The organism is Massilia forsythiae, assembly GCF_012849555.1.
In the GTDB taxonomy this organism is placed as follows: domain Bacteria; phylum Pseudomonadota; class Gammaproteobacteria; order Burkholderiales; family Burkholderiaceae_D; genus Telluria; species Telluria forsythiae.
The window spans coordinates 2106927-2120837 of record NZ_CP051685.1; the positions used below are offsets into that span (position 1 = coordinate 2106927).

The 13911-nt window shown below is 67.3% G+C and carries 10 protein-coding genes and 1 pseudogene; 7 read left to right on the plus strand and 4 right to left on the minus strand.

Annotated elements, in window-relative coordinates:
* The first annotated feature begins 32 nt into the window (after positions 1-32).
* Both HH212_RS09120 and HH212_RS09125 read left to right on the plus strand, forming a co-directional pair.
* A complete protein-coding gene (locus tag HH212_RS09120; protein ID WP_170202198.1) occupies positions 33-929 on the plus strand; it encodes a recombination-associated protein RdgC in 897 nt (298 codons plus the stop codon).
* A gap of 253 nt (positions 930-1182) precedes the next feature.
* Positions 1183-1749 (plus strand): hypothetical protein, encoded by a 567-nt coding sequence (locus HH212_RS09125; RefSeq protein WP_170202199.1) that lies wholly within the window; start codon positions 1183-1185, stop codon positions 1747-1749.
* A gap of 25 nt (positions 1750-1774) precedes the next feature.
* Here the strand turns inward: HH212_RS09125 and HH212_RS09130 are convergent, their stop codons facing one another.
* Entirely contained in the window at positions 1775-2035 is a 261-nt protein-coding gene (locus tag HH212_RS09130) for a hypothetical protein (RefSeq protein ID WP_170202200.1), read from the minus strand.
* Positions 2036-2133: 98 nt separating this feature from the next.
* Here HH212_RS09130 and HH212_RS09135 point away from each other — a divergent pair, with 98 nt between their 5' ends.
* The 3 genes from HH212_RS09135 to HH212_RS09145 are packed head-to-tail and all read left to right on the plus strand — an operon-like array spanning position 2134 to position 7206.
* A complete protein-coding gene (locus tag HH212_RS09135; protein ID WP_170202201.1) occupies positions 2134-3030 on the plus strand; it encodes a hypothetical protein in 897 nt (298 codons plus the stop codon).
* A 10-nt stretch (positions 3031-3040) separates the two neighbouring features.
* On the plus strand, positions 3041-4303 hold the full coding sequence (locus HH212_RS09140; RefSeq protein WP_170202202.1) for a caspase family protein: 1263 nt from the start codon (positions 3041-3043) through the stop codon (positions 4301-4303).
* 5 nt (positions 4304-4308) lie between these two features.
* Complete coding sequence (locus HH212_RS09145; RefSeq protein WP_170202203.1) at positions 4309-7206, plus strand: S8 family serine peptidase; 2898 nt, start codon at positions 4309-4311, stop codon at positions 7204-7206.
* Positions 7207-7507: 301 nt separating this feature from the next.
* Here the strand turns inward: HH212_RS09145 and HH212_RS09150 are convergent, their stop codons facing one another.
* Positions 7508-9136 carry a catalase gene (locus HH212_RS09150; RefSeq protein ID WP_170202204.1) on the minus strand — a complete coding sequence of 543 codons (1629 nt, stop codon included), beginning with the start codon at positions 9134-9136 and terminating at the stop codon, positions 7508-7510.
* A 110-nt stretch (positions 9137-9246) separates the two neighbouring features.
* The gene (locus tag HH212_RS09155) at positions 9247-9735 is read right to left on the minus strand and encodes an asparaginase domain-containing protein (RefSeq protein ID WP_170202205.1); all 489 of its coding nucleotides are present in this window, start codon (positions 9733-9735) and stop codon (positions 9247-9249) included.
* A gap of 135 nt (positions 9736-9870) precedes the next feature.
* Here HH212_RS09155 and HH212_RS09160 point away from each other — a divergent pair.
* Positions 9871-10628, plus strand: a pseudogene (locus HH212_RS09160) (L-asparaginase).
* Between the two features lie 39 nt (positions 10629-10667).
* Here HH212_RS09160 and HH212_RS09165 read toward each other — a convergent pair.
* Positions 10668-11663: a D-2-hydroxyacid dehydrogenase family protein gene (locus HH212_RS09165; protein ID WP_170202206.1), complete on the minus strand. Its 996-nt coding sequence runs from the start codon at positions 11661-11663 to the stop codon at positions 10668-10670.
* 336 nt (positions 11664-11999) lie between these two features.
* Between HH212_RS09165 and HH212_RS09170 the strand changes: the two genes are divergently transcribed.
* Positions 12000-13865, plus strand: coding sequence for a phosphoenolpyruvate carboxykinase (GTP) (locus tag HH212_RS09170; protein ID WP_170202207.1), 1866 nt, complete (start codon positions 12000-12002; stop codon positions 13863-13865).
* The last annotated feature ends 46 nt before the right edge of the window (positions 13866-13911 follow it).

The following is a 13911-nucleotide window of genomic DNA, read 5'->3' on the forward strand; positions in this document are numbered from 1 at the left end:
CCCCTGAAATACTGACCCGAGAAAGCCAAGTTATGTGGTTCAAGAATCTGCAGATCTACCGCCTGCCCGCGCCATGGGCGTTCACCCCCGAGCAAATGGAAGAAGCGCTGCGTCCGCAAGCCTTCGTGCCCGCCAACAGCAATGAATTGCTACAGCAGGGCTGGGATTCGCCGCGCGCCAACGAACACCTGGTGCACGTGGTGAACAAGCAGATGCTGATGATGCTGGGCACGGAAAAGAAGCTGCTGCCGAGCTCGGTGATCAACCAGGTCGCCAAGGCCAAGGCGGCGGAAATGGAAGAGCAGCAAGGCTTCGCGCCCGGTAAAAAGGCGATGAAGGAACTCAAGGAGCGCGTGGCCGACGAGCTGCTGCCGCGCGCGTTCTCGATCCGCGGCAACGTGTTCACCTGGATCGACCCGGTCAACGGCTGGCTGGTGGTCGATGCCGCCAGCCCGAACAAGGCCGACGACGTCATCAAGCTGCTGCTGAAGGGCATCGACAAGATGCCGCTGGAATCGCTGCGCGTGCAGAGCTCGCCGGTGGCGATGATGACCACCTGGCTGGAAACCGACGAGGCGCCCTACAACTTCACCATCGACCAGGATACCGAACTGCGCGCCACCGGCGAGAGCAAGGCCACGGTGCGCTACGTAAAACATTCGCTGGATCCGGAAGACATCCGCCGCCACATCGCCGGCGGCAAGCAGTGCACGCGCCTGGCCATGACCTGGAACAGCCGCATTTCCTTCGTGCTGACCGAATCGCTGGCGATCAAGAGCATCAAGCCGCTCGACGTGATCAAGGAAGGCGAGACCATCACCTACAGCGACGACGAGCGTTTCGACAACGACATGATGCTGATGACCGGCGAACTGTCGAAGATGCTGTCCGACCTGGTCGAGGCGCTGGGCGGCGAAGCCAAGGCCTAAGCCGCGGCCGTTCTTCCCATGGGGCCGCCGTCTGGCAGCCCCGTGCCTGGCGTGCTCCAGGACGCTCCATTCGACTCCCGCCCGCGCGTTTTTGCACCGCGTCCCGTACCGGCATTTGCGTCGAATCACACGATCGACCGCTCGATTGCCATGGCCGCGAAGCCGCGCCGCCTCCCTGCTAGCATCGTTTCTCGCTCCGGCGGCCGTGCGGCCGCCCTGACCAACAGAGCATGCAAAAGAACGGAGGTGTGCGATGACCAACGCAGTCGGGCCGCTGTTCGCCGGCGGTTTCCAGGCGATCAAGGCCGGCCAGTATGAACTGCTGTTCCTGCCGGACCTGCACAACGACGAACTGCAGCGCGAGGGCAAGCCGCCGGTGTACTACTGGATGCCCGGTGCCGTGCGCCTGTCGCGCGCGAACGTCGACACCGGCCCGCGCGAATTCCACCTGACCCACTTCCTGGGCGTGCAGAGCGCCGACACCACCGTCGGCGCCACCGGCACGCGCGAGGTCGCCGGCGGCCTGATCACCTTCACCACCACGGCCGCGCCGCCGGCGGCCGAACTGGAAGCGGCGCAGAATGCGCTGGCCGACATGTTCAAGGGCAAGGACGACCATTTCTGGGGCTGGCGCACGCCGGTGGCCCCGGCGTTCCGGCCGATGCCGGTGATGGAGCGGGGCGCGCGCCGGATCCGGTTGCGTGGGCAAGCTCCGGCCGCACGGCCGACCCGGCGCCCGCGCGATCGTCGGCCACGTCGTACGCTGCTGGCACCGTGTCGGCCATCCGTATCCCGTCCTACCCGCAGAACGAAGCGGTGATCCAGCAAGCCATGGCCAAGTGGCGCTACGCGCGCCAGACCCAGGGCCGGCGCATGGATCTCGACGTGTTTTTTCCGTGCACCACCCTGGGCACCCTGTATTGCCAGCAGCAGGACGACGCGCTGACGGCGATCGGCTGCCGCGAAGCGTTCAGCCTGGGCCAGGTGCCGCTGGCGCTGGTCGAGCAGGTCGACGACGCCGCGCTGGCCGGGCTGCCGTGCAAGGTGCTGCGCTCGCTCACCCAGCCGGGCCGCTTCGTGCTGCTGCCGTCCACGTACCTGATCACCCATTTCGCGCCGGGCGAGGGAGAGCGCCTACCGGCCGGCCATCTACCTGTATTCGACGCTCGATCCGGATCATCCGGAAACCGACCGCTGCGTGCTGATGGCATCGCTGCAGCCGGACCTGAGCCCGGACCAGCGCCACCGCATCGACGCCGCCTTGAAACGCCTGCATCCGGCGCCGCTGCTGGACCTGATCAATGCCATCGACTGCACGGTCGAGCAAAGCGACTGGCTGGCCGGCATGGCGCCGGACGTCGAGCGTTCCTGGGACGGCTTCCAGGTCACGCTGGCGACCGATCCGGCCGGCGCGCTGATGCTGCAGGAAATGCTCAAGCATGGCGGCGCCAACGCCAGCCTGACGTTTACCTTGCCGGACGGCGCCGGATTCACCAGCACGCTGGTGCTCGACCTGAACCGGCTGACCGGGCCGTGGGACGGCGGGCCGCTGCAGCTGGCGCAGGATGGCGCCAACGCCGTACTCACCAACCGCATCCAGAGTCCGGTGGACCTGAGCGACCTGGCGGCGCTGGACGCGGACGGCGCGCTGACGATGCTGCCGGCCGAGCGCCGCCTGGCGCCGGGCGAAACGATGTCGATTGCGCTACCTGCCGGCAGCAAGCCCGGCTGGCCGGTGTACACCATCCCGCCCGGCGACGCCGCCACGCTGGAGGAAATCCGCAGCTTCGTCGAGAACATCGAGACCAACGTCCTGTTCATCAACGTCATCAACTACGCCAACCATCAATTGCGCCGTCTCGACCTGCGTGCGCGCCTGAAGGAAGTGCCCGGCAGCGAGCGCGCGGTGACCATGAACGAGGAGCAGACCATGGGGGAAGCGGCGTTCACGCTGCCGCTGACCGTCTACCAGGGGCCGCGCACGCTGGAATTCCAGGTGAGCATGACCAGCCTGGCGGGCACCGTGACCACCAAGGGCTGGTTCCAGGCCGACCTGCGCGCAGGCAATGCCGTGACCCTGAACTGGGACCTGCTCAAATAAGGAGAATGCCATGACCAGCGCAATGTCCATCCACATCGGCCTGAACCGGGTCGACCCGAATGCGTATGACGGCTGGGACGGCCAATTGACCGCCTGCGTCAACGACGCCGACTGCATGCGCACGATCGCCGACAATCTCGGCTACAGCTCGACGCTGCTGTTGAACGAAGAAGCCACCGCCGACCGCGTGATCACCGAGATCGGCCGGGCCGCGCGCAGCCTCGACCAGGACGGCATCCTGCTGCTGACCTACAGCGGCCACGGCGGCCAGATGCCGGACGCCGACGGCGACGAGGACGACGGCCAGGACGAGACCTGGGTGCTGTACGAGCGCCAGCTGATCGACGACGAGCTGTACAACCTGTGGAACCAGTTCGGGCGCTGCCGCATCGTGGTGCTGTCGGACAGCTGCCACAGCGGCAGCGTGACGCGCGCCATGGAGTACCAGGCGCTGGCGGCCGATCCGGCCCTGAAACGCCATTACCGGCCGGGCGCGAAAGCGGGCGCACCGGCGCGCTTCAAGGCCATGCCGGCGCAGGTGGCCGCCGCCGACTACCGGCGCCGCAAGCGTTTCTATGACGCGCTGCAGTTCGCCGCCGGCGCGCGCAAGCGCAGCGAGATGGAGGCCAGCGTGCTCCTGATTTCCGGCTGCCAGGACAACCAGCTGTCGTCCGACGGCGACGTCAACGGCCTGTTCACCGCCAACCTGCTGGCGGTGTGGGGCAACGGCGACTTCCAGGGCAGCTACCGCGCGTTTCACCAGGCGATCCTGGCGCGCATGCCGTCGACCCAGACGCCGAACTACTATACGACCGGGCGCCAGGACGACGGGTTCGAGGCGCAGGAACCGTTCGCCATGGCGGCGCCCGGCAGCGAACCGCAGCAGCCTGGCCCCGTGCAGGACAGCGGACCGAGCATCGAAGGACCTTCCGCCGTCCCGCGCGCGGCGCCGCCGCCGACCTTCAGCGTGCACGTGGACAGCAACCGCTACTTCGCGGTGGAACTGGCGGCCGAGCCGGAACTGTTCAACAGCGCCGACGTCGGCCATGTGCGCAGCGACACCAATTTCTATGGGTCGTGGAGCGATACCGCGCTGATGCAGGGCAGCCAGTACAGCCTGCCGGCCGCGGTCTGGCAGCGCCTGCGCGCCGACAGCGAACGCCTGTACTACCGCGTGCTCAGCTCGCGCCGCCAGGATGCCTGGGACGGTTACGAGGTGTCCAGCCGCGACGGCGACGGCGAGGCGATTCCGGCGCTGCTGATCCAGGGTTGAGCGCGATGAGCGTCCAGGACGAGGAGGGCGCCAGCGCCTACTACTACGCCGGCACCCAGCGCGTGCCGCTGTTCCCCGATCCGCACGTGTTCGCCGTGCGCTTCGACCGCGACACTTGCCGCGCGCCGGCCGCCGGCGCGCAGGCGCGGGCGGCGCGCATGCCGGCCGCCGCCGTGCTGGCCGGCGCGGCGCCGCTCGCCTTTTTGCCGCGCGATGGCCTGGGTGTCTACCGCACCGGTTCGGCGGCCGCCTGCGTCGAGCGCCTGCACCGGCTGGACGGCGTGGCGCAGGCTTTCCAGGCTTGCCGCCATGGCCGCGGCGGCGGTGATTCGCTGGTGCCGACGGCGCGCCTGCTGGCCAAGTTCCGCGTCGAGCCGGGCATCGAAAAGATCCTGCATACGCTCGAATTGCTGGGACTGCGCATCCTGGAACCGCTGCGCTACGCGGCTCCCAACGGCTTCCTGCTCGGCTGTGCGCCGGGCGTGAACGGCCTGGGCGCGCTGGCGGCCGCCAACGCGCTGGTCGAGGAAGGCATCGTCCTGTTCGCCGAACCGGACCTGGTGCAGGCGCGCCACCTGCACAGCGCCGGCGGCGCTGCCGGCACGGCCGCAGACCCCATGCAGGCGCCCCGGCTGGCGCGCGAATGGCACCTGCACGCCTGCCGCGTGCCGCAGGCCTGGCGCGACAACCGCGGCAGCCCGGCGATCCGCATCGCCCTGTTCGACGACGGCGTGGACGCGGGCCACCCCGAATTCGCCGGCGAGGTCGCGACCGGGCAGCCCAAGGTGGCGGCCCGCTACGATTTCGCCGACGGCAGCGCCGACGCTTCTCCCAAGTCGTATGCCGACCGTCACGGCACCGCATGTGCCGGGGTGGCCGGCGCCGCCGGCATCGCGGTGGCCGGCGTGGCGCCGGGCTGCCGCCTGGTACTGGCCAGGACGCCCGGCTTCCTGGCGGTGTCGGAAGAAGCGCGCATGTTCGAATGGGCGGTCGACGCCGGCGCCGACGTGCTCGGCTGCGCGTGGGGGCCGGCGGCCGGCACGCCGTGCCCGCTGCCCACCGCCACCCGCCTGGCGATCCGCTATTGCCTGCAGCACGGCCGCGGCGGCAAGGGCACGCCGATCTTCTGGGCCGCCGGCAACGGCGCCGAAGCGCTGGACGGCGACGGCTATGCCGCCAACCCGGACGTGATGGCGATCGGCGCCTGCAGCGAGCGCGGCCTGGCGGCGTCCTACGGCAGCTACGGCGCCCGCTTGTTCGCCTGCGCGCCATCGAGCGGATCGGCGGACGAACACGCGATCCTCACGGCCGACCGCGCCTGGCCGGCCGGCTATGGCCTGCGTGCCGGCGTGCAGAACGGTCCGGGTACAAGAAACGATGTAAACGATATGTACGAAAAAAGTGCCGTTCTGGAAGGCGACGGCGACACCGATGCGCACCGGGAAGGTGCGAGCGGGGAGAGTGTGAGTGGGGAAGGTCCGAGCCAGGAAGGCTCGAGGGCAAAAGGCGAAAGCGGAAAAGGCGAGCGAGGAGGGGGCGGGAACGAGGCAGGTGCGCGGCGGGCTGGCCCGGAGAGCGGCGGCGCCTACACCGACTGCTTCGGCGGCACCTCGGCCGCAGTACCGCTGGCGGCCGGCATCGCCGCATTGATGCTGTCGGCCAACCCGGCGCTCGGTGCGGCGGACGTGCGCAGCCTGCTGCGCCAGAGCGCCGAACGCATCGGCGGCCCGGACGCCTACGACGCCGCCGGCCACAGCGAGCGCTTCGGCTACGGCCGCCTCGACGCCGAGGCCGCGGTGCGCGCCGCGCGCAGCGCGCCGGTTGCGGCAGCGGATGCGCCGACGATCGCCGGCCCCGAAGCCTGGACCCGCACCGATCCGCCGCCGCGCTTCCATATCAATCCGGGGCCGCACCGCTATTACGTGGTGGAAGTGGCGGCCGATCCGCGCCTGTTCGACGCCACCGGCCACTTGGGCGCGCGCACCAGCGGCAATTTTTATGGTTCCTGGTCCGACCAGCCGTTCCAGGTCGACCCCACTTACCGGCTGCCGGCGACGGTCTGGGCGCAGCTGCGCAATGCGCCGCGCCTGTGGTACCGGGTCGGCGCCTCGGCCCGGCCGGACGACTACGTCGACTACACGGTGTCCACCACCGACGACATGGCGGCCATGGCGCCGTCGATCGAGATCCGTGCCGGCATCGGCGCACCGCCGCGCACCGGAGAACGGCGCCGCACCATCACGGAACTGATGCGCCTGGTCGCCACCGGCGACGGCAAGCCGGATATCGAAGGGCCGCTGCTGTGGGATCCGTTGCTGGGTTCGCCCGCGTTCCGCATCGACCCGGGCCGGGCCCAGGCCTATGCGGTCGAACTGAGCAACGATCCGGCCGGCTTTGCCGGCCTGGCTGCCGTTGCATCGGCGCCCGGCGTATCGGCGCCCGGCGTACCGGCGCCCGGCGTACCGGCGGCCGGCGTACCGGCGCTCGGCGATCCGGCGGGCGACCAGGCCGTTCCCAATCCGGCGAAGGGCGCGCCGGAGCAGCCGCCCGGACGCGGTTATTTCAGTTCGGGATGGCTGACGCCGGCCGCGGCGCGCGAGGATGGCGCGCAAGTCGGCTTCGAGGCATACATCGTGCCGCTGGCGGCGTGGGATGCGCTGCTGGGCGCCGCGCGCCTGTACTACCGCATGACGGTGCGCGACGACCCGCAGCCGGGCGCCGGCCAGGTGTACGCGATGGACCTAACCAGCGACGCGCCGGGTCTGCTGGCGCGCGGCGAAGCCTTTCCAGGTCGCGCCGACGACGCGGCGTGGCTGCAGCCGCTGGAAGGGCAGCCGCAGCTGCAGCCCGCGCCGTCGCCAGCGCCGGCGCAATCGCACCAAGCGCCGGGCCAGCCGCAGTGACTGGCCCCCGGCCTGCCGGCATTGCTGTTCAAGACGATCGTTACCCTGCTTTCGGCCAATAGCTCGTCGTCCCCGCGCAGGCGGGGGCCCATACTGAGCAACAGAATTCGGTACCTCAAGAGTTACCCAACTAGTGCAACGATACCGGGTTTGGATACCCTGCACGGGGAGTCGTTTCCGGCAATGCCAGAAACGACGTCAGGTCAGCAATATTATTCCGGAAAGTAGCCTGCCCGTGCCGGCAGCCCTTTCCCGCTGATTGCCGGCAGTAGCGTTACCGCCGGCATCATCCAGCACGCATTTACTTGGCAGCCGCCACTTCCTCGCTGGTGGCCGGTTCCTTGGCAGCACTGGCGCCACCCTGCTCGGACTGGCCGCTGGTGTAGGTGGGTCCCTGCCGGTCCTGGTTGGGCGCCGGCTTGCCCGGCAACGGCGGCAGGGCCTTGGCCTTTTCCAGGTCGATGCCGGCGACGTCGGCCACGCGGCGGCCATAGTCCTGGTCGCAGTGCCACAGGTGCCAGACCATGCGCAGCTGGATCGGTTCCGGGCATTGCTTCAGGTCGCCGCCGACGTTGCTCACCAGCTCGTCACGCTCCCAGTCCTCGAAGGTGCGGTAGCGTTCGCCCGCCTGCTGGTAGTCGGCCGCGGTCTTGCTGGTCTGGTAGCGGCCCAGGTGACCCTGCACCGGCTGGTGGTAATCCTTTTCCGGTTGCGGCGCTTCCTGCAGGCCGCCCAGGATGCTCGGCTCGTAGTTGATGTGCTTTTCCGACTCGCCGTTGTCGACATAGAACGTCATCTGGCCGTCGCGCTGGTTGGTGCGCGCCACCGCCTTCGATTGCGGCGCATTGATCGGCAGCTGCAGGTAGTTGGGGCCGACGCGGTAGCGCTGGGTGTCGGAATAGGACAGGGTGCGGCCCTGCAGCATCTTGTCGTCCGAGAAATCGATGCCGTCCACCAGCACGCCGGTGCCGAAAGCCGACTGTTCGGTCTCGGCGAACACGTTGTCCGGATTGCGGTTCAGCACCAGGCGGCCTACCGGCAGCAGCGGGAAGCGGTCTTCCGGCCAGCGCTTGGTGTCGTCCAGCGGGTCGAAATCCAGTTCCGGATGCTCGCCGTCGGCCATCACCTGCACGCAGAATTCCCATTCCGGATACTCGCCGCGCTCGATCGCCGCATACAGGTCGCGCGTGGCGTGGCTGGTGTCGTGCGCCTGGATCTCGGACGCCTGCTTTGCGGTCAGGTTGCGCACGCCCTGCTTCGGTTCGAAGTGGAATTTCACCAGGTGCGCCACGCCCTGGTCGTTCACCAGTTTATAAGTGTTGACGCCCGAGCCTTCCATTTCGCGGTAGGTGGCCGGGATGCCCCACGGGCTCTTGACGAAGGTGACCATGTTCAGCGCTTCCGGGTGGCTGCAGATGAAATCGTAGAAGCGCCACGGTTCCTGCTGGTTGGTGACCGGGTCCGGCTTGAAGGCGTGGATCATGTCGGGGAACTTGATGGCGTCGCGGATGAAGAACACCTTCAGGTTGTTGCCGACCAGGTCCCAGTTGCCTTCCGACGTCTTGAACTTGATCGCGAAGCCGCGCGGGTCGCGCGCCGTCTCGGGCGATTCCTTGCCGCCGATCACGGTCGAGAAGCGCACGAATACCGGGGTCTGCACGCCGGTTTCGTTCAGCACGCGTGCGCGCGAGTACTTGCTGGCCGGTTCGCCGCCGATGGTGCCGTAGGCTTCGAAGTAGCCGTGGGCACCGGTGCCGCGCGCATGCACCACGCGCTCGGGGATGCGCTCGCGGTCGAAATGGGTGATCTTTTCGATGAACTGGTAATTCTCGAGGGTCGCCGGACCGCGCTCGCCGACGGTGCGCATCGACTGGTTGTCGCGCACCGGATGGCCCTGGCGCGTGGTCAGGGTTTTACGCTGCTCGCTCATATTCATTCCTCCTATGGTGATGAGTCCATGCATTATAGGAATTGATGAATTTGAGCAGCGTTCTGCAGCCTATGGGAAAGTTCCTTTTCCCTAACTAACAGTCCCGCAGCTCAGCGGGCCTGGAACACGCCGGCGGCGCGGTTCTTGCTGACGTTGTCCCAGCTGAAAATCTTGCCGTTCATGGCCACGTACACCCCGGCCGGCAGCACCTGCGCCACGCCGCAGGCAAAGCCGAAGTTGAACAGCGCATCCGAGTTGGCGATCGCGTAGGGGATCATGGCGCCGGTGAACACGATGGTCTTGCCGGATGCCGCCGCGGCGCCCAGCACCTCGGCGGTTTCGCGCATGGTGTCGGTGCCGTGGACGATCACGATGGCGGACTCCGGCGCGGCCTGGACCGAGGCCAGCACGCGCTGGCGGTCGGCGTCCTGCATCTCGAGCGAGTCGAGCAGGGGCAGGGTTTCGAGCTCGACCGGCACCGTCATGCGCGAGCGCTTGATTACCTCGGGCAAGTGGCTCTCGGCAAAGCCCAGCACCCCGTTGAGTTCGTTGTAATGTTTGTCGAAAGTGCCGCCGGTGGCGATGATCCGCAAAGTCATGATGGTTTGGAAACGCAGTAAAAAAAGGTGGGTAATGATAGCCGCAAACGGTAGTGTATCCGGGTATGACGCGCTAGAATCGACCGGATCGGATGAGTATCCACCTTCCCATTCGGGCATGAGCCCGCCTCGTCAATGAAACCCGTCGCTCCCGGAACCGTCATCTTCCACCGCCATCGCGGCTATGGCGTCATCACCCATGTCAACCTGCTGACCGGCTGGATCTCGGCCCGTTTCGGCAACGAAGCGCGCACGCTCGACCTGAACCTCTCGACCGACGAGGTGCAGCACGCCGACGGCGAGGCGATCCACTTCCGCCGTTCGCCGCCGGACCGCATGCCGCACGCGCGCCTGATGGCGATGGTGCGCGAACTGCACATGGCCGGCTACGAAAAACTGTACCTGCACTCCTGGCCAAAGCCGTCCGGCCTGCACTGGCGCTGGCACCTGTTCGCCGGCCAGCGCGACTGGATGCAGCGTCCCTGGCGCGAAGGCTGGTATGGCTCCGGCGCCGACTACAACAACAACCCGGTCATGGGGTGGGGCGACGCGCCCGGCGCCAGTACCGAGGAACTGATCCACGCGCTGGCCAGGTTCGATCCGGAAGGCCTGGCGCGCGGGCTCGGGCGCGACGAGGACCACACCGCCTGGTTCGCCAGCGTGTGCGATGCGCTGCTGCCGGGTTACACCTACAGTTTCGACATGGCGCCGCCGCCCAAGGGGGCGGCTTGGTCGAGATGCCGCCGGTACCGGTGGTGCCGGTGCGCGCCGGCCTGCCGCCGTACACCGGCCCCGACGTCGGCTGGCCGCCGGGCTGGGCCGGCCTGTGGACGCGGCGTCACGAGATGCCGGTACGTAAGCCGAATTTCACGGGCGAGCCGGAATTGCGGTGATGGCGTGAGCCACCGCCACCGACGGTAGATGGATACCGATCATGCATCGCGGCGCAATGCATCCGGATTCAAGATCCCGGTCGGCTTGCCATCCGCAAAATTCACCACGTTCTCGAACGCCGCCCTGAAATACAGCGCGTAGCTGTCGCGCTCTACATACCCCAGGTGCGGCGTCGCCAGCACCGTCGGAATCTTCAGCAACGGTGCATCCGCCGCCAAGGGCTCGCTGGTGAACACGTCCAGCGCCGCCTGCCCCGGCTGTCCCCGCTTCAACGCTTCTTCCAGCGCGTTCTCCGCCACCAGTTCGGCGCGGCTGGTGTTCACGAACAGCGCATCCGGCTTCATCCGGGCCAGGTCGTCCGCCGTGACCAGGCCGCGCGTGGCATCCACCAGGCGCAGGTGCAGGCTCAGCACGTCGGCCTGCTCGAAGAATGCCGCGCGCGACGGCGCGGCATGGTAACCGTCGGCCGTGGCGGCTGCGCGGCTGGCTTCGCTGCCCCACACCAGCACCTGCATCCCGAAGGCCTTGCCGTAGCCTGCGATCAGGCGCCCGATCTTGCCGTAACCCCAGATCGCCAGCGTGCGCCCACGCAGCACCCGGCCGACCCCGTTCAGCGCCGGATTGATCGACGCGGTCTGCCACAGGCCTTCCTTGAGGTTGGTGGCGTACGGCACGATGCGGCGCGAGGCCGCCATGATCAGCGTCCAGGTCAGCTCGGCCGGCGCCACCGGCGAACCGACGCCCTCGGCAATGGCGACGCCGAGTTCGGTGGCTGCGGCCACGTCGACGTGGCCGGAGACCTTGCCGGTCTGCGACAGCAGCTTCAGGTTCGGCAGTTTCGCCAGCAATGCACGCGTAAAAGCCGTGCGTTCGCGGATCAGCACCAGGGCGTCGAACGGCGCCAGGCGGATCGCCAGTTGGCCCAGTCCGCGCGTGGAATTGTTGAATACCCTGACCTCGTGGCCGTCCAGCAAACTGAAACAGTCGAGCTGGCGGACCGCATCCTGGTAATCGTCAAGAATCGCTATTTTCATGAGAGTTCGTCGAAGTTGGCGGTGTGGAGGTAATGAAATGACACGAATTAAAACGGCAAAAATACCCTACTACATTGGTCAACCAAAAATCCTACATTTTTGTTGTCGGAGGATTTTAAAGCCGTCCCCAGGAGTGTAGAATCGACCAGACATAAAGATCAGCGATGTCTGAATGACATCATTTATGGTCAGCAGCATGATCCCCGATCCTGACGCGTGAGCATACCGCGCAGACCGACGACAACGGATGGCTGCGCCAGCCCGAGAGGCGTTCCCCGACGACGATCCTGCCGTGCCGGGACAAGACAAGTTTCTTTATTGGCATTGGAGGTACTCATGAATCAACCCGCGATGGGCGGCATCGCCGCACTCAAGGTCCCAGCTTACATCAAGCACCAGAAGCTCATGCATTGGGTGGCGGACATCGCCGCCCTCACCAAGCCGGCCGCCATCCACTGGTGCGACGGCTCGGAAGAAGAATACGACCGCCTGTGCGCGCAAATGGTGGACGCCGGCACCATGCGGCGCCTGAATCCTGCGAAGCGTCCGAATTCCTACCTGGCGTGCTCGGACCCGAGCGACGTGGCGCGCGTGGAGGACCGCACCTTCATCTGTTCGAGCACGCGCGAGCAGGCCGGCCCGACCAACAACTGGGTCGACCCGGCCGAGATGCGCGCGACCATGCACGGTCTGTTCGACGGCTGCATGGCCGGCCGCACCATGTACGTGGTGCCGTTCTCGATGGGGCCGCTGGGCTCGCCGATCGCCCATGTCGGCATCGAACTGTCCGATTCCCCGTACGTGGCCGTCAATATGCGCATCATGACGCGCATGGGCCGCGCCGTGTACGACGTGCTTGGCAGCGACGGCGCGTTCGTGCCCTGCGTGCACAGCGTCGGCATGCCCTTGCTGCCGGGCCAGCAGGACGTGCGCTGGCCGTGCAACGCCACCAAGTACATCGTGCATTACCCGGAAACGCGCGAGATCTGGTCCTTCGGTTCCGGCTACGGCGGCAATGCGCTGCTCGGCAAAAAATGCTTCGCGCTGCGCATCGCGTCCAACATGGGTTACCAGGAAGCCCGGCAGGGCGGCACCGGCTGGCTGGCCGAGCACATGCTGATCCTGGGCGTGGAATCGCCGGCGGGCGACAAGCAATACGTGGCCGCCGCCTTCCCCTCGGCCTGCGGCAAGACCAACTTCGCGATGCTGATCCCGCCGGCCGGCTTCGAAGGCTGGAAGGTCACCACCATCGGCGACGACATCGCCTGGATCAAGCCGGCCCCCGATGGCCGCCTGGTCGCGATCAACCCGGAAGCCGGCTATTTCGGCGTGGCACCCGGTACCAACGAAAAGACCAACGCCAACTGCATGGCCTCGCTGCGCGAGAACGTCATCTTCACCAACGTCGCCCTGACCGACGACGGCGACGTCTGGTGGGAAGGCATGACGAAAGAAGCACCGGCGCACCTGATCGACTGGCAGGGCAATGACTGGACCCCGGCATGCGGCACCAAGGCCGCGCACCCGAACGCGCGCTTCACGGTGGCCGCGACCCAGAATCCGGTGATCGACCCGGCCTGGGACGATCCGGCCGGCGTGCCGATTGCCGCCTTCATCTTCGGCGGGCGCCGCTCGACCACGGTGCCGCTGGTGACCGAGGCGCGCGACTGGAGCGAAGGCGTGTACATGGCCGCCACCATGGGTTCCGAGACCACCGCCGCCGCCGCCGGCCAGATGGGCGTGGTGCGGCGCGACCCGTACGCGATGCTGCCTTTCATCGGCTACAACATGAGCGACTATTTCCAGCACTGGCTGGACTTGGGCCGCAAGGTGGCCGAGGGCAATCCGCAGGCGCTGCCGAAGATCTTCTGCGTCAACTGGTTCCGCACCGACGAGGCCGGCAACTTCGTGTGGCCGGGCTATGGCGACAACATGCGCGTGCTGAAATGGATCCTGGAACGCGTCGAGGGCACCGCCGGCGGCGTCGAGCACATGTTCGGCACCACGCCGGCGTATGGCGACATCACCTGGACCGGCGTCGAATTCAGCGTCGAGCAATTTACCAGGATTACCTCGATCGACCGGGATGCGTGGCGCGAGGAACTCAAATTGCACACGGAACTGTTCGACAAGCTGGCCTACGGCTTGCCGCAAGAACTGATGGCGACCAAGCGGCGCCTGGAACAAAGCCTGGCCGACTAGGCGGGCTCAAAAGAACTCGGGGAGTACCAGCGAGGAGACGACGGCT

Bases quoted from the DNA above. Each gene is read 5' to 3' on its own strand.
- HH212_RS09120 (WP_170202198.1), top strand. From the start codon at position 33: ATGTGGTTCAAGAATCTGCAGATCTACCGCCTGCCCGCGCCATGGGCG.
- HH212_RS09125 (WP_170202199.1), top strand. From the start codon at position 1,183: ATGACCAACGCAGTCGGGCCGCTGTTCGCCGGCGGTTTCCAGGCGATC.
- HH212_RS09135 (WP_170202201.1), top strand. From the start codon at position 2,134: ATGGCATCGCTGCAGCCGGACCTGAGCCCGGACCAGCGCCACCGCATC.
- HH212_RS09140 (WP_170202202.1), top strand. From the start codon at position 3,041: ATGACCAGCGCAATGTCCATCCACATCGGCCTGAACCGGGTCGACCCG.
- HH212_RS09145 (WP_170202203.1), top strand. From the start codon at position 4,309: ATGAGCGTCCAGGACGAGGAGGGCGCCAGCGCCTACTACTACGCCGGC.
- HH212_RS09150 (WP_170202204.1), bottom strand. From the start codon at position 9,136: ATGAGCGAGCAGCGTAAAACCCTGACCACGCGCCAGGGCCATCCGGTG.
- HH212_RS09155 (WP_170202205.1), bottom strand. From the start codon at position 9,735: ATGACTTTGCGGATCATCGCCACCGGCGGCACTTTCGACAAACATTAC.
- HH212_RS09165 (WP_170202206.1), bottom strand. From the start codon at position 11,663: ATGAAAATAGCGATTCTTGACGATTACCAGGATGCGGTCCGCCAGCTC.
- HH212_RS09170 (WP_170202207.1), top strand. From the start codon at position 12,000: ATGAATCAACCCGCGATGGGCGGCATCGCCGCACTCAAGGTCCCAGCT.